This is a genomic window from Rhodococcus sp. NPDC060176 (genome assembly GCF_042728675.1).
GTDB lineage: Bacteria > Actinomycetota > Actinomycetes > Mycobacteriales > Mycobacteriaceae > Rhodococcus_F.
In genome coordinates this window covers 20,247-35,944 of the sequence record NZ_JBHWYS010000013.1, presented here as the reverse complement: position 1 = coordinate 35,944, position 15,698 = coordinate 20,247, and the positions used below count along the sequence as shown (strand labels likewise).

Annotated in this window: 15 protein-coding genes; 9 read left to right on the top strand and 6 right to left on the bottom strand. The window is 62.8% G+C overall.

What is annotated here, in order from left to right; genetic code table 11:
- Positions 1–130 precede the first annotated feature (130 nt).
- Positions 131–1,096 (bottom strand): DoxX family membrane protein, encoded by a 966-nt coding sequence (locus ACFWEM_RS32055; protein WP_378539701.1) that lies wholly within the window; start codon positions 1,094–1,096, stop codon positions 131–133.
- A gap of 245 nt (positions 1,097–1,341) precedes the next feature.
- On the opposite strand from ACFWEM_RS32055, the gene ACFWEM_RS32050 reads away from it, so the two are divergent.
- Positions 1,342–1,911 carry a DUF2716 domain-containing protein gene (locus ACFWEM_RS32050; RefSeq protein WP_378539700.1) on the top strand — a complete coding sequence of 190 codons (570 nt, stop codon included), beginning with the start codon at positions 1,342–1,344 and terminating at the stop codon, positions 1,909–1,911.
- 28 nt (positions 1,912–1,939) lie between these two features.
- Here the strand turns inward: ACFWEM_RS32050 and ACFWEM_RS32045 are convergent, their stop codons facing one another.
- Positions 1,940–2,626, bottom strand: a complete 687-nt coding sequence (locus ACFWEM_RS32045; protein ID WP_378539699.1) for an MBL fold metallo-hydrolase — start codon at positions 2,624–2,626, stop codon at positions 1,940–1,942.
- Positions 2,627–2,800: 174 nt separating this feature from the next.
- On the opposite strand from ACFWEM_RS32045, the gene uvrA reads away from it, so the two are divergent.
- Entirely contained in the window at positions 2,801–5,761 is a 2,961-nt protein-coding gene (uvrA, locus tag ACFWEM_RS32040) for an excinuclease ABC subunit UvrA (RefSeq protein WP_378539698.1), read from the top strand.
- Positions 5,762–5,833: 72 nt separating this feature from the next.
- Here uvrA and ACFWEM_RS32035 read toward each other — a convergent pair whose 3' ends face one another.
- On the bottom strand, positions 5,834–6,541 hold the full coding sequence (locus ACFWEM_RS32035; protein ID WP_378539697.1) for an alpha/beta fold hydrolase: 708 nt from the start codon (positions 6,539–6,541) through the stop codon (positions 5,834–5,836).
- A gap of 80 nt (positions 6,542–6,621) precedes the next feature.
- Here ACFWEM_RS32035 and ACFWEM_RS32030 point away from each other — a divergent pair, with 80 nt between their 5' ends.
- Complete coding sequence (locus ACFWEM_RS32030) at positions 6,622–7,332, top strand: helix-turn-helix transcriptional regulator (RefSeq protein ID WP_378539696.1); 711 nt, start codon at positions 6,622–6,624, stop codon at positions 7,330–7,332.
- A gap of 5 nt (positions 7,333–7,337) precedes the next feature.
- Here ACFWEM_RS32030 and ACFWEM_RS32025 read toward each other — a convergent pair whose 3' ends face one another.
- Positions 7,338–7,754 carry a DUF1801 domain-containing protein gene (locus tag ACFWEM_RS32025; RefSeq protein WP_378539695.1) on the bottom strand — a complete coding sequence of 139 codons (417 nt, stop codon included), beginning with the start codon at positions 7,752–7,754 and terminating at the stop codon, positions 7,338–7,340.
- A 1-nt stretch (position 7,755) separates the two neighbouring features.
- Positions 7,756–8,124: a DUF1844 domain-containing protein gene (locus ACFWEM_RS32020; RefSeq protein ID WP_020907885.1), complete on the bottom strand. Its 369-nt coding sequence runs from the start codon at positions 8,122–8,124 to the stop codon at positions 7,756–7,758.
- A gap of 388 nt (positions 8,125–8,512) precedes the next feature.
- On the opposite strand from ACFWEM_RS32020, the gene infC reads away from it, so the two are divergent.
- The 6 genes from infC to pheT all read left to right on the top strand — a co-directional run bounded on the left by infC (position 8,513) and on the right by pheT (position 14,522).
- Positions 8,513–9,205, top strand: a complete 693-nt coding sequence (gene infC, locus ACFWEM_RS32015; protein ID WP_378450004.1) for a translation initiation factor IF-3 — start codon at positions 8,513–8,515, stop codon at positions 9,203–9,205.
- Positions 9,206–9,248: 43 nt separating this feature from the next.
- Positions 9,249–9,443, top strand: coding sequence for a 50S ribosomal protein L35 (gene rpmI / locus ACFWEM_RS32010; protein ID WP_003944043.1), 195 nt, complete (start codon positions 9,249–9,251; stop codon positions 9,441–9,443).
- Between the two features lie 63 nt (positions 9,444–9,506).
- Complete coding sequence (rplT, locus tag ACFWEM_RS32005) at positions 9,507–9,896, top strand: 50S ribosomal protein L20 (RefSeq protein ID WP_019748616.1); 390 nt, start codon at positions 9,507–9,509, stop codon at positions 9,894–9,896.
- Between the two features lie 23 nt (positions 9,897–9,919).
- Positions 9,920–10,750 (top strand): TrmH family RNA methyltransferase, encoded by an 831-nt coding sequence (locus ACFWEM_RS32000; RefSeq protein WP_378539694.1) that lies wholly within the window; start codon positions 9,920–9,922, stop codon positions 10,748–10,750.
- Positions 10,751–10,904: 154 nt separating this feature from the next.
- Positions 10,905–11,975, top strand: coding sequence for a phenylalanine--tRNA ligase subunit alpha (pheS, locus tag ACFWEM_RS31995; protein ID WP_003944109.1), 1,071 nt, complete (start codon positions 10,905–10,907; stop codon positions 11,973–11,975).
- A gap of 60 nt (positions 11,976–12,035) precedes the next feature.
- Positions 12,036–14,522 carry a phenylalanine--tRNA ligase subunit beta gene (pheT, locus tag ACFWEM_RS31990; protein WP_378539693.1) on the top strand — a complete coding sequence of 829 codons (2,487 nt, stop codon included), beginning with the start codon at positions 12,036–12,038 and terminating at the stop codon, positions 14,520–14,522.
- 58 nt (positions 14,523–14,580) lie between these two features.
- On the opposite strand, the gene ACFWEM_RS31985 is transcribed toward pheT, so the two are convergent.
- Entirely contained in the window at positions 14,581–15,645 is a 1,065-nt protein-coding gene (locus ACFWEM_RS31985) for an Lrp/AsnC family transcriptional regulator (RefSeq protein ID WP_378539692.1), read from the bottom strand.
- Positions 15,646–15,698 lie beyond the last annotated feature (53 nt).

The window sequence follows — 15,698 nt, the reverse complement described above, 5'->3', positions numbered from 1 at the left end:
GATCTCCTAGGCTTGATGAGAAATTCATGCGCTGCAAAAGCGCCAAGACAGTCTAGTTCCCCCAGATGAACTGCCGCATAGATACAGGTCAGGCCACCCGAAGGTGGCCTGACCGTGATTTTCGGTGCACTCAGTGCGTCAATTCGTCCTTCTTGGCGCGAGCCTTTTCGAGTGCCTTCTCGGCGCGCTTGCGGGCCCGCTTACCCAGCACCTCGGTCTGTTCCGACGCCGTCTCTGCCCACTCGTTGCTCTTCTCGAGCGCGAGTTCGGCGAACTCGGAGCTGCGCTTGCTCGCCAGCTCGGCCAGTTCGGCGCTGCGCTCGCGGGCGGTCTCGGCCAGTTCGGCGCTGCGCTCGCGGGCGGTCTCGGCCAGTTCGGAACCGCGCTTCTGCGCGACTTCGAGGATGTCCGGGCCGCGCTCCTTGGCGACCTCGCTGAATTCAGCGGCACGCTTGCTCGCGATCTCCGCGAACTCGGAACCACGCCCCTTGGCGAGTTCGAGCCAATCCGTTCCGTGTGCCTTCGCGGTTTCGGCGAGTTCGGAACCACGCTCGGATGCCACCGACAGAGCATGTTCGACGCGATCGCTCGTGTGATCGGTCTGCGATGCGACCAACGGAAGTGCCGCAGCGATAGACGCCTGGGCCTTCCTCGCGGCGCGGCGGCCACGCCAGCCGAGCGACGGTTTGCCCTCGGTGTCGACGGACGCGATCATCAGTCCGCCGAGCAAGCTGACGTTCTTGATGAAGTTGGTGCGCTGCATCGCTCGCAGTGATGGATCGGTTTCGTTCCAGAAGTCGTGGCCGGCCAGTGTGGTGGGCACCAGGCTTCCGGCGAGGACCAACGACGCGAGCCGCGGAGCCTTGCCTGTGGCGAGCAGGGCACCGCCACCGATCTGGACGATGGCGTTGATCTTGACGAGTGTTTCCGGATCAGCAGGCACCTTCTGCGTCACTGCTCCTGGCAGCGTCTCGACGGATTTGTCGATCAGGGGTGACGCTTTGGCTGCTCGCTGAGCGGGGTTGCGCAAAGCATCGATTCCCCCGGCGATGAAGATCGTGGAAAGCAGTGGACGAGCAATTCGACGTACCAGCATGTTTCAAGCCTCCCGATGTAGGTTCGTTTTCCACCCTAGCGATCTCACGAGGAATTGGTCCGGTTCGGCGATCCCGCCACGCCTGACCCGGTTGACGGATTCTTGGCCGCGGAAGCAGGCTGTACTGCGGCGATGACTTCTTCATCGATCCGGACACACCGTTCTGAAGTACCCGTTACCGTTTGTCCGCCCACGGCGTGTTCGAAGGTGTCACACAATGCACACCGATCGAGCACGATGGTGGTGTGACCACCAAGATGACTCAGAACTTCGGCTCGACCCTTCCCTCCGGCTGGGGACAGCTGTCGGACGAGGAGAACGTGAAAAACTGGGAGATCTTTCGTGCGCGCTACGGGTTCACGCCCGGCATCGACGCACGATCTTGGCCCGCTATCGCCGAACCCATCCCATCCGTGGTCTTCGATTTGGGTGCGGCGCCAGCTGCGACTCCAGGGGCGTGGGCCGCTCGCGTCGATGCGATCAACGCCGAAGCGTTGCGCTGCTTTGTCACCGTCTGGAACGACGACCCCAACTTCGTCGTTCTGGATTGGCAGCATCCGGGCTACACCTTCGACGCGGAGGCACATGCTGCTGCGAATGAGCTTGCGGAGTGGCGTGTTCCGGTCTATCCGAACGGTGACTACTACATATTCAGTCGGGACGACTTCACGGAAGGGACCTTCGGCCATCCGTGGGAACGCACGCTGTGTGTGTTCGGGGAACAGATGGTCGAAGGACTGGGCCGGACTCTGTCGACCTGGCTTCCGCGACTTCGAGTCAACGGTGAGCAGGTCGACAGCTACGAAGCCGGTTAGCGGGGTCCAGTACGGAACAGGTGAAACGTCACCAACCGCGTTCGCGCCACTCCGCCAGGTGCGGGCGCTCGGCGCCGAGCGTCGTGTCTTTGCCGTGCCCCGGGTAGACGACGGTTGCGTCGTCGAACCTTCCGAACAGCTTGTTTTCCACGTCGTCGAGCAGGGAAGTGAACTTCTCGGGGTCGGCAGTCTTGCCTACTCCTCCGGGGAAGAGTGAATCACCGGTGAAGAGGTGAACCTGCCCGCTCGGTTCGGTGAGAGCCAGCGCGATGGAGCCGGGAGTGTGTCCGGACAGGTGAATGACGTCGAGGCTCAAGTTGCCAACGTTCACCTTGTCGCCGTCTTCGAGGAGAACGTCCGGGGTGACGGGAAGGACATCCGCATCGAGGGGATGAGCGGCGGTCGGCACCTTCGTGGCGGCGTGGACGTCCTGCAAGGCCAGCCAGTGGTCACCGTGCTGGTGGGTGGTGACGATGGAATCGAAAACAGGTGCTTCCTGTTCGATGAGCGCGATGATCTTCTCGGCTTCGTTGGCCGCATCGATCAGGAGAGATTTCCCGGTCGTGGAACAGACGACGAGGTAAGTGTTGTTGTCCATGGGGCCGACCGACATCTTCGTGATGACGGCACCTTCGACTGTGCGCCGCTGAGGGGCAGAATCGGGGGAGACCTGACCGGTGTAGGAGTCGTCGATCACGATGGGCTGATTCGTCATGAATCGCAGGCTACCTTCGAATAGGGGCAGGTAGAGCGATGGGCTCGCTTGGTGAGATAAACGTGTCGGTGGCTCGGCCTACGATGACGATCGCTCGAGGACTCGCGTTTGCGGGGCCGCTCGAGACTTCTCCGGGGGGACGGCCCCAGATGATTGACAATGAAGGGAATTGGTGTGGCGGATCGCCTGATCGTGCGGGGTGCGCGTGAGCACAATCTGCGAGGAGTCGATCTCGACCTCCCGCGAGACAGCCTGATCGTCTTCACCGGGTTGTCGGGCTCCGGCAAGTCCAGCCTCGCCTTCGACACGATCTTCGCCGAAGGTCAGCGCCGCTACGTCGAGTCGCTCTCGGCATACGCGCGTCAGTTCCTCGGTCAGATGGACAAGCCGGACGTGGATTTCATCGAAGGACTGTCGCCTGCGGTGTCGATCGACCAGAAGTCGACCAACCGCAACCCGCGTTCGACGGTGGGCACCATCACCGAGGTCTACGACTACCTCCGACTCCTCTATGCCCGCGCAGGTTCAGCGCACTGCCCGGTGTGTGGTGAGAAGATCGCACGTCAGACGCCCCAGCAGATCGTCGACCAGGTGCTCGAGATGGACGAGGGCATCAAGTTCCAGGTCCTCGCACCGGTGGTTCGCACACGCAAGGGCGAGTTCGTCGATCTCTTCGATCAGCTCAACACCCAGGGCTATTCGCGAGTGCGCGTCGACGGTGTGGTCCATTCGCTCGCAGATCCGCCGAAGCTCAAGAAGCAGGAAAAGCACGACATCGAAGTTGTTGTCGACCGCTTGCAGGTCAAGGCGAGCTCGAAGCAGCGCCTTACCGATTCGGTCGAGACCGCCCTTCGATTGGCCGAAGGCATCGTCGTCCTCGACTTCGTCGACCGCGAGGAAAATGCACCTGATCGAGAGCGTCGTTTCTCTGAGAAGCTGGCCTGCCCGAATGGCCACGCTCTTGCCATCGATGATCTCGAACCGCGCTCGTTTTCCTTCAACTCGCCCTACGGCGCCTGCCCCGAATGCACCGGCCTCGGTATCCGCAAGGAGGTCGACCCGGATCTGGTGGTTCCCGATCCCGACCTGAGTCTCGAAGACGGAGCAATCGCGCCGTGGTCGATGGGCCAGAGTTCGGAGTACTTCGGACGTTTGCTGTCCGGCCTCGGCGACATCCTCGGTTTCGACATGAAAACGCCGTGGAACAAGTTGCCGGCGAAGGCCCGCAAAGCGATTCTCGAAGGTAGTGAGGAGCAGGTTCACGTCCGGTACAAAAATCGGTACGGCCGTACCCGTTCTTATTACGCCGAGTTCGAAGGTGTGATGCCGTTCCTGCACCGCCGCCTCGAACAGACTGAGTCCGATCAGATGAAGGAACGCTACGACGGGTACATGCGCGATACCCCGTGCCCGGCGTGTGGTGGAGCTCGCCTGCGCCCGGAAATCCTGTCAGTAACTATTGCGGCTGGAGATTTCGGCAGTAAGTCCATCGCCGAGGTCTGTGAACTCTCCATCTCCGACTGCGCGGACTTCCTCAACAGCCTCACCCTCGGTTCGCGCGAAGAGGCCATTGCGGGTCAGGTCCTCAAGGAAGTTCAGGCGCGCCTCGGGTTCCTGCTCGACGTCGGCCTTGAATACCTTTCCCTCTCGCGTGCCGCAGGCACGTTGTCCGGTGGCGAAGCCCAGCGAATCCGCTTGGCAACGCAGATCGGATCCGGACTGGTCGGCGTGCTGTACGTCCTCGACGAGCCGTCCATCGGTCTTCACCAACGCGACAACCGGCGACTGATCGAAACTCTGACGCGTTTGCGTGACCTCGGCAACACATTGATCGTGGTCGAGCATGACGAAGACACCATCCGTACATCTGACTGGGTGGTCGACATCGGACCGTACGCCGGCGAGCACGGCGGCAAGGTCGTCCACAGTGGGCCGTACGAAGATCTGCTGACGTGTGAAGAGTCCCTGACCGGCGCCTACCTGTCGGGTCGCAGCTTCATCGAGGTTCCGGCCATTCGTCGGCCGGTGGACCGCAAGCGTCAGGTCACGGTCGTCGGAGCTCGCGAGCATAATCTCGACGGCATCGACGTGAGCTTCCCTCTGGGCGTTCTCACCGCTGTCACCGGTGTCTCCGGTTCGGGTAAGTCGACGTTGGTCAACGACATTCTCGCGACCGTCATGGCGAACAAGCTCAACGGTGCACGCCAGGTGCCCGGCCGTCACACACGAATCAACGGTCTCGATCAGCTGGACAAGCTCGTGCAGGTCGATCAGTCTCCGATCGGCCGGACTCCGCGATCGAATGCGGCGACGTACACCGGTGTGTTCGACAAGATCCGAACCCTCTTCGCAGCCACCACGGAAGCGAAGGTCCGCGGATACCAGCCAGGCCGGTTCTCGTTCAACGTCAAGGGCGGACGCTGTGAGGCGTGCTCCGGCGACGGAACGCTGAAGATCGAGATGAACTTCTTGCCGGACGTGTACGTGCCGTGCGAGGTGTGCCACGGCGCTCGGTACAACCGCGAAACGCTCGAGGTCCACTACAAGGGCAAGTCGATCGCCGAGGTTCTCGACATGCCGATCGAGGAAGCAGCCGAGTTCTTCCAACCGGTCACCTCCATTCACCGGTACCTCAAGACTCTGGTCGACGTCGGTCTGGGCTACGTTCGACTGGGTCAGCCGGCTCCCACCCTGTCCGGCGGTGAGGCACAACGCGTCAAGCTCGCCGCCGAACTGCAGAAACGGTCGACCGGCCGGACCGTGTACATCCTCGACGAGCCCACCACGGGTCTGCATTTCGAGGACATCCGCAAGCTCTTGATCGTCATCAACGGTCTGGTCGACAAGGGCAACAGCGTGATCGTGATCGAGCACAACCTCGACGTGATCAAGACGTCGGACTGGGTCGTCGACATGGGACCCGAAGGTGGATCCGGCGGCGGAACCGTTGTGGCGCAAGGTACTCCGGAGGACGTGGCCGCGGTCCCCGAGAGCTACACGGGCAAGTTCCTCAGTGAAGTTCTCACCGCACAGCACGCACCGGTCAAGGCCAAGCCGATCACCAAGAAGCGCGCAACGAAGGCAGTTGCAGCTAAGAAGGCTGCGCCACGGAAGAAAGCTGCTTCCGTGAGCTAGCAGAACGTGAGTAGGTAGAAGTCGGTCAGTGATGCCGGGTCGGAATTCGACCCGGCATCACCGCTCTGTCGGTCAGGAAGCGGTGGCCTCGAGGATCACCTGGGCAACGTCTTCGGGGCGCGACCACATCGGCCAATGGCCGGTCGGGAGGTCGACATACGTCACTGGGAGTTTCGCCAGTTCCGCGGCCATCGGATGACCCCCGTCGGCCATTTGGGCGATCACCGCTGACGGGAACGTGCTGCAAACGACGGTTGACGGCACCTGGTAGCGCTTCTCGTTCGTCAGGACAATCGGCTCACGTGCCGGTCCGGCCGGTTCGGGGACGGCGTTGGCGCGAAACGCGTCGAGAGCTTTCTCGTCGAGTCCTTCGAGGCTGCTGCCGTCTGCTTCGAGTTCTGCCCACGTCGGCAGAGGTATCTCGACGACATCTGCGGCCAAATCCGGCCGCAGCGCTGCGCCGTCGGGCATCGGGCCCGAGTCGACGTAGACGATCCGAGCGACGCGATCCGGGATGCGATCGGTGACTGCGTACCCCACCGGGCCGGCGCCGCTGTGAACGACCAGGACCGTGCGTTCGTCGGAATCCGTTACAGCGTCGATGACTGCGCGGACGTGGGCGTCGAAGGTGACCGCTGATCGATCTGCATCGACGGCGTCGAGTCCGGGCAGCGTCAGACTGGTCACGCGGGTGTCGGAACGCTCGAGGTGTGGGAGAACTGCATCCCATGCCCATGAACCGAGCCAGAATCCGGGAACAAGAACGATGTGAGTTTTCATATACTCACTGTGCAGCCGGGATGGTGACAACGGACTGTCACTAATTATGTCACCGTTTGGTATCGAAATCTGAGACACTCGTGGGTGTGAATCGAGCTGCGAGATTGCATGCTCTTGTCGAGGAGCTTCGGCGACAGGGCGATCGAGGGGCTACGTGTTCCCGATTGTCCGAGGAATTCGGTGTCACCACCCGAACGATCAAACGCGATATCGAGACGCTGATGATGTCGGGTGCGGCGATCGAGGCGCGCTCAGGCCCTGGGGGTGGATACCGACTCGTAGGTCGCGCCACGCTACCGCCGGTGAATTTCACTGTTCCGCAAGCAGTTTCAATCGCGTTGGCGTTGACGGCGATGGGCGATGCTCCGTTTGCGCCGGATGGACGTGCGGCGCTGGCAAAACTGCTCGACGTGATGGACGAGGAGAGTCGTCGTAAGGTCGCCGAACTCGGTGGCCGCGTGTGGATTCGCGGAGACGTCGGGGCTCTGACGGATTCGCGCGCGAACCGGCAGGCCGTCGAGCAGGGTCTCGAACAGAGTCGCGTCGTGTCGTTGCACTATGTGGATGGGGACGGTTCGGAGACGGCGCGGGCAGTTGAGCCGCACATTCTGGCGCAGGACCGTGGCCTGTGGTTTCTCATCGGCTGGTGTCGCCAGCGCGACGCCGTGCGGTGGTTTCGACTCGATCGAATGCGTCGGGCCACGCTGACGAACAATCACTTCACACCACGGGATTCGAGCGTCTTCGGTCAACCGCCCGACGACGCTCGGCCTGTCGCGCCCCGAAGGTGAGTGACTCAGTCGATCATGTTGCGGGCTGCGGCAACGGAATCCGTGATCAGCTCGGTCAAGACGGCTGGGTCGACGTCGCTCAGCCGTTTGACGTACAGGCAGCCTTTACCGATCTTGTGCTTGCCGAGGCGCGCGAGCGTGTCCGTGTAATCGTCGAAGTTCAGCGACAAGTACAACGTGAGTGCGGTGGCTCTGGGGGAGAACCCGATCAGTGGCGTGTCTCCCTCGTGGCCACTCGCATACCGGTAGTGCCGTGCGCCGAATCCGATGATGCTCGAGCCCCACATCACAGCAGGCTCGCCCGTGGCGGCCGACAGCAAGGAGATCAACTCCACACTGTCGGCGCGCTTGCGGTCGTCGACGCGGGAAATGAACGCGTCGACGTCCTCGGGCGTCGGTTGAGTCTTGTTGGCGGTTGCCAACTCAGTAGACCGGGCCGGTGAACTTCTCGCCCGGTCCCTTTCCTGGCTCGTCCGGATGCGAGGAGGCCTCACGGAATGCGCGCTGCAAGGCTTGGAGACCTTCGCGGATGGGTCCGGCGTGGGGGCCGAGGTACTCGACCGACGCAGTCACCAGTCCGGCAAGCGCGGTGATGACTCGACGCGCTTCGTCGAGGTCGAGGTAGGGGCTGGAAGACGGGTCGGCATCGGAGAGGCCGAGTTTCTCGGCAGCCGAACTCATCAGCATCACTGCGGCGCGGCTGATGACCTCGACCGCGGGAACTTCGGAGAGTTCGCGGACGTCGGGATTCGCGCCGTCGGTGTTCTGATCTGCCTCGAAGTTCTCACTCATGGATGTAAGGATTCCATCAGGCCGTGATCGTGTTGAATCGGGCCTCTCCCCGATGTGGGGGACCGGCACCGATTTCTTTCATCTCCGGCGACCTGTTACTCTTGTTGCAACGACCGCCTCCGACTTGTTCGGGGGCAGCAAGTGGAGTCCGACTCCCACCTCTGCACGGCAGGTAATGCTGCAGTTCAGCGGTTCCGGTCACCTGATAGCGAAGATCCGTTCTTGTAATGGAGATCAGTTCTTCGTCAGGTTCCTCGCACAGTCGAGGAGATAGGTTTCGGCGTGAGCTGGATCTTATGTGATCGGTCGACATCGGGCCCCGCGGATGAGCAATCATCACAGCGGGGCTTTTTTGTTGGGGTGCGGGCGGTACGGGCTGCGTGCGGTCATGAAGACCGCACCGTTCAACCTAGGAGGCCCCATCAGCACTGAGACCCGCATCAACGATCGTATCCGCGTTCCCGAGGTTCGTTTGGTCGGACCTGGCGGCGAACAGGTAGGCATCGTGCGTGTTGAAGATGCACTCCGCTTGGCCCTTGAGGCCGACCTCGACCTGGTCGAGGTAGCTCCTGATGCCCGTCCACCGGTCTGCAAGATCATGGACTACGGCAAGTTCAAGTACGAGGCTGCACAGAAGGCACGTGAGTCACGTAAGAACCAGCAGCTGACGGTCATCAAGGAGCAGAAGCTCCGACCCAAGATCGACGACCACGACTACGAGACCAAGAAGCGCAACGTCGTTCGCTTCCTCGAAGCCGGTTCCAAGGTCAAGGTCACGATCATGTTCCGCGGACGTGAGCAGTCACGCCCCGAACTCGGCTACCGCCTTCTGCAGCGTCTGGGAGCAGACGTCGCAGATCTCGGATTCGTCGAAACCTCGGCAAAGCAGGACGGCCGAAACATGACGATGGTCTTGGCACCGCACAAGGGCGCCAAGACTCGCGTCAAGGCGCAGGAGAGCGCTCAGGCGCCAGTGGCTCAGGCCGCACCGCGTCCGGCTCCGGCCGCACCGGCTACGAGTGAAGCAGCTCCGGAAGCACCGGCGACCGGCGATGCCGCTCCCGAGGCTCCGGCCAGCTAGTCGATTTCCCAAGATCCACCACGTAACAAGAACTGAGGACTCCATGCCCAAGATGAAGAGCCACAGCGGCGCCTCGAAGCGATTCAAGGTGTCCGGCAGCGGAAAGCTCATGCGCCAGAAGGCCGGCCGTCGCCACCTTCTCGAGCACAAGTCCAGCAGGGTTACCCGTCGTCTCGACGGTGTCGCTGTTGTCAGCCCTGACGACGCTCCGCGCATCAAGCGCATGCTCGGCATCTGAGTCGCCCCCTTACTGACCACCCGGGGTCGTACTTTCAGCCCCTAGATTGACAGGATTTTTCAAGTGGCACGCGTAAAGAGGGCGGTCAACGCCCAGAAGAAGCGTCGTTCAATTCTTGCTGCATCCAGCGGCTACCGTGGACAGCGTTCGCGTCTGTACACCAAGGCCAAGGAGCAGCAGCTCCACTCGCTCACCTACGCGTACCGCGACCGTCGTGCGCGCAAGGGCGAGTTCCGCAAGCTGTGGATCACGCGTATCAACGCTGCAGCTCGCGCAAACGACATCACGTACAACCGCCTCATCCAGGGCCTGCGCCTGGCAGAGGTCGAGGTCGACCGCAAGATCCTGGCTGAGCTCGCTGTCTCCGATGCCGAGGCCTTTGCCGGCCTGGTCGCACTCGCGAAGGCCGCTCTGCCGGCTGACGTGAACGCTCCTGCCGGAGAAGCAGCCTGATTCACGCATCACAGCAACGGCCCGTGGACCCGCTCACCGAGCGGACTCCGCGGGTCGTTTCTGCTGTCAAGCTCCTGCGCACAGCAGAACGACGTAAAGCAGGACGTTTCCTCGTCGAAGGCGAGAACTCGGTCACCGAACTGTTGAACGGTGCGCTCGCGAACGGCGAGAACCGCCCGGTCCACGACCTCTTCTACACAGAAGACGCAGCCGAGCGGTATCAGCACGTCATCGATCGGGCGCTGACCGCGGGAGTTCGCGTTTCTCTTGTCACCGATCGGGCAATCAAAGCTCTGAGCGATACCGTCACGCCGCCCGGTCTTGTTGCTGTCAGTGATCTCCTCGACGTACCGCTGAGCGCAGCCGTCAACCAGGACACCCGCCTGCTCGCAGTGCCGGTCGAGGTCAACGAACCCGGCAATGCCGGCACCGTCATTCGCATCGCCGACGCGGTGGGCGCCGATGCGGCAATCCTCGCCGGTGACAGCGTCGATCCGCACAACGGCAAGGTGGTTCGTTCGTCGGCGGGCAGCCTCTTTCACCTGCCGGTTGTCCGCGAACGAGACACGGTGTCGGTGATCGAACAGATTCGCGCCGCCGGCATTCAAATTCTCGCGACCGCGGCCGACGGCGAGGTCGATCTCGACGAGGCCGACGAGTTGCTGAGCAAGCCGACTGCCTGGCTGTTCGGAAACGAAGCTCACGGTCTCGATCCGGCGATCGCAGCGCAGGCCGATCATCGGGTGCGGATTCCGATCCACGGCCGCGCCGAAAGTCTGAACCTTGCAACAGCGGCGGCAATTTGCCTGTATGCAAGCGCGAGGGTGCAGAATCGCACGACCGATCGCAGCTGAAAACGCGCGCGAAGACCTCACGGAATCCCATTTGCGGAAGCCTGAGACAATACAAGAGCAGAGACAATGCTCGAACGGGCTCGAAAGCTCGCAAGCAGTACGAGTAGCACGCAGTACGAGAAGCAAACCGAGAAGCGACAGGAGTGTCACAGCCGTGGCCAAAAATGAGGGCGCGACACCGCCGGAGGTCGACGCGAGTGTGCTCACCGAAGAAGCGTTGACCGCTGCGGCTGAGAATGCCGAGAAGGCGCTCGCGGACGCCGCTGACCTGGATGCGCTGGCGCACGTCAAGGTGGAGCATCTGGGGGACAAGTCCCCGATCGCCCTCGCTCGCCGGGGACTCGGCAGCCTTCCGGGTAAGGAAAAGGCGGACGCAGGCAAGCGCGTCAACATCTTCCGCACCCGGATCAACAACGCGTACGACGCTCGTCGTGAGGTCCTTCTCGCCGAGCGTGACGCCGCGGTGTTGGTCGCCGAGGCAATCGACGTCACTCTGCCCTCCGATCGCCACCCTGTCGGTGCGCGTCACCCGATCAGCCTGATTTCCGAGCAGGTCGCCGACGTATTCGTCGCGATGGGTTGGGAAGTTGCCGAGGGCCCCGAGGTGGAGACCGAGCACTTCAACTTCGACGCGCTTAACTTCTTGCCGGATCACCCTGCCCGCACGATGCAGGACACCTTCCACCTCGCGCCCGAGAACTCTCGCCAGGTGCTGCGAACCCACACCTCACCCGTGCAGGTCCGCACCATGCTCTCGCGTGAGGTGCCGATATACGTGGTGTGCCCGGGTCGCACGTTCCGCACCGACGAACTCGATGCGACCCACACGCCTGTCTTCTCGCAGGTCGAAGGACTGGCCGTCGACAAGGGCCTGACGATGGCCAACCTGCGCGGAACTCTCGACGCGTTCGCTCGCGCCCTTTTCGGCCCCGAGACGCGTACCCGTATGCGCCCCAACTACTTCCCGTTCACGGAACCGTCGGCAGAGGTCGACGTCTGGTTCGCGAACAAGAAGGGCGGGGCAGGCTGGGTCGAGTGGGGTGGCTGCGGCATGGTCAACCCGAACGTTCTGCGTGCCAGCGGTATCGATCCTGACGAGTACTCGGGTTTCGCATTCGGAATGGGCCTCGAGCGGACCCTGCAGTTCCGCAACGGCATCCCGGACATGCGTGACATCGTCGAAGGCGACGTGCGTTTCACGCTGCCCTTCGGTGTCGCAGGCTAACTGACCCGGTACGCGGAACCTTCACAAAGACTTATCGACAAACGAGAGAGCTGAGCAGACGTGCGAGTAGCGCAATCCTGGCTGACCGAGATCCTGCAGCGGGCAACTCCGGACTGGGAGGTGACCCCGGAAGAGTTGGACGCCGGGTTCGTCCGGGTAGGACTCGAAGTCGAGGAACTCGACACACTCGAGGCGATTGACGGCCCCTTGGTCGTCGGCAAGGTCGTCTTCATCACCGAACTGACCGAGTTCAAGAAGCCGATCCGCTTCTGTCAGGTCGAGGTCGGTGAGCCCGAGCCTCGCGGCATCGTCTGCGGCGCGCGCAATTTCAACGAGGGCGACCTCGTCGTCGTTGCACTGCCCGGCGCAGTGCTGCCCGGCGGATTCGAAATCGCCACTCGCAAGACGTACGGCCAGGTGTCCGACGGCATGATCTGCTCCGTCTCGGAACTCGGTATCGGCAAGGACCATTCGGGCATCCTGGTGCTCGAGCCCGGTACCGCCGAACCCGGCGCCGACGGCAACGAGTTGCTCGGTCTCGGTGACACGATCATCGAACTGAACATCACCCCGGACCGTGGCTACTGCTTCTCGGTCCGTGGTCTCACGCGAGAGCTCGCGTGCGGCTTCGATCTCGAATACGCCGATCCCGCTTCGGTTCCCGCGCATCCAGCCGAGGGTGAAGCCTGGCCGGTGCATCTCGAACCGGAGTCCAAGGCGTCGCGTTTCGTGATGCGAAAGATCACGGGAATCGATCCCGAGGCGGTGAGCCCGTGGTGGCTGCAGCGTCGACTGCTGCTTTCCGGTGTTCGCCCGATCTCGCCGGCCGTCGACGTCACCAATTACGTGATGCTCGAACTCGGTCAGCCTCTGCACGCGTTCGATGCGACCGCGGTGCAAGGCGACCTGGTGGTCCGTCGCGCCAAGGCGGGGGAGAAGCTGACGACGCTCGACGACGTCGAACGCACGCTCGATCCCGAAGATGTTGTCATCGCCGACGATTCCGGAGTCATTTCTCTGGCGGCCGTCATGGGCGGCGCCACCACCGAGGTGGGAACTGCAACGACGGACATCCTGCTCGAAGGAGCTACCTGGGATCCGCTCGCAGTCTTCAAGACAGCCCGCCGGCACAAGCTGCCGAGCGAGGCGAGCAAGCGTTTCGAGCGCGTCGTCGATCCGGCGATTCCGCTCGCGGCTGTCGATCGCGCAGCCGCTCTGCTGGTCGAGATTGCCGGCGGACGGATCGAGCCGGTCCTGACCGACGTCGGTGACGTCGCCCCTCGCGCTGCCATTCGCATGGATATCGACCTGCCCGACCGTGTCGCCGGAGTCACGTACCCCAACGGCACCGCCGCTCGCCGCCTCACCCAGGTCGGGTGCAACGTCGAGGTCGGCGTCAGCGAAGAGGGGCACGGCCAGTTGGTCGCGACGCCGCCGTCGTGGCGTCCAGACCTGGTGCAGCCTGCAGACCTCGTCGAGGAAGTACTCCGCCTCGAAGGTCTCGAGCAGATCCCGTCGGTTCTTCCCGCCGCTCCGGCCGGACGCGGTTTGACTGCGTCGCAGCGGCGCAAGCGCACGGTCTCGAAGGCTGTCGCTCACGCCGGCTATGTCGAGGTCCTTCCTCCGGTGTTCCTGCCCACCAACGTCTTCGACGTCTGGGGTCTTGACGCGGACGATCCGCGCCGTAACACCAGCAAGGTACTCAACCCGCTCGAAGCCGATCGTCCGGAGTTGGCGACAACTCTGCTTCCGGGTCTGCTGGAGATATTGGCTCGCAACGCTTCTCGCGGCCAGCGTGATCTGTCGCTGTACGGCATCGCGCAGGTCGTGCTGCCGGGCCCCGACACCAAGCCCGTGGATGCATTGCCGGTCGATCGCCGTCCGACGGATGAGCAGATCGCGAACCTGATCGCGTCGTTGCCGGCGCAGCCCGTTCACCTCGCTGCTGTGCTGAGTGGATTGCGGGAGCCGAGCGGCCCCTGGGGTCCGGGTCGTCAGGCCGAGGCTTCGGACACTTTTGCAGCAGTGCAGGTCATCGCGGCTGCAGCGGGCGTCGAGGTGGAACTGCGTGCGGCGCAGTACCTGCCGTGGCATCCCGGCCGCTGCGCCGAGGTGCTGGTCGACGGCAATGTTGTCGGTCATGCCGGCGAATTGCACCCGGCTGTACTCGAGCGTGCCGGACTGCCTGCGCGTACCTGCGCATTGGAAATCGACCTCGACGCTTTGCCGTTGGTCGAGAACCTGCCGGCGCCGCGCATTTCGCCGTTCCCCGCAGTGCTCCAGGATGTGGCAGTTGTCGTCGATCGCGACATTCCGGCGGCCAAGGTGCAGGAAGCTCTGCGTTCCGGCGGTGGCGAGCTTCTCGAAGACATTCGCCTGTTCGACGTCTTCGAAGGTGAGCAGGTCGGTGAAGGTCGCAAGTCGCTCGCGTTCGCATTGCGCTTCCGCGGCGTCGACCGCACGCTGACCGAGGACGAGGCCAGTGCCGCGCGTGATGCGGCAGTGGAGGCGGCGTCCAAGGCTGTCGGTGCGCAGATGCGGGGCTGATTTTCCCAACTGATCACAGAGCCCACGACCATCCCTGGTGGTCGTGGGCTCTTTCGCGCTATCGACTTCCCCGTGATTCGGTGCGGCTCGGCAACCACACATCCGGCGCGATCGTCGATGTCCTGCGTCCGTTCTGATCGAGTACGTGACCGAGGAGTTTGCGTAAGTAGAGGACGATCGACCGTTCGCCGACGTGCAGTCCTGGGAATTCTTGGCGCAGGCGAATCTCGAAGGCATCGAGTTCTGCCGGAGAATGCAGCCACAACTGAACAACCAGGTTGTCAGCGCCGACCACGGCGAAGCAATTCCGAACTTCCGGCGCCCGACTCAGTATTCGACCTGCTGCATCGAGAAGTTCGGGTTCGATGCGGCACCACAGAGTGGCGAGTACAGGAAGCCCGGCCAGTGGACGGGCGAATTCACACCGCAGCGCCACCAACCCGGACGACGTGAGCCGGTCGACCTGGCGTTTGCACGCAGCGGGACTGACACCGATCGCGTCGGCCAACTCCCGCATGGGAGCGCGCCCGTCGTAGGCGAGCATTGTCAGAACCTTGCGATCCTGTTCCGAGATGCCGACTGTGCGTGCTCTTCCGGCTTGACGTGTGTCACCAGTGGTCAGGACACCGCGCTCGGCAGGTGCCAGCGCGTTGAGTCGCCAACGACCTCCTTCGGTGAACCAACGTGTGATGACAGACGTGCGTAGCGCCGATACGCCGTCGATCGTTGCGACCTCCTCCGAGATGAAACGTGACATCGACGCCAAGTCCGCAGTACCGGCCGTGACGAGCAGATCTGCTCTGCCCGTTGATGTTTCGATCGTCACGGCGTGGGCCGAGCAAGTCAGCCGTGCCGCGACGGCGTCGAGAAGAGCAGGTGAGCAATCGATTTCGATGATCGCTGTGACGATGCTGCCCAGCACCTGTGGCCCTGGAGTGACCGTGACCCAGGCCAACGACGATTCGGAGAGTCGATTCCAACGACGGGCGAGAGTCGCGGCGTCGAGTTCGAGTGGTCCGGCCAACGAAAGCCACGTGGATCGAGGTGCGAGCTGAAGCGCATTGATTATCCTCAGATCGATTTCATCTATCCCGCGACCGTTGCCGGCATCTGGTGCGCTCATAACGTCATTATCCGGCATATTGCTGCAAGATTCGGACTATCTGCGACGCTCGA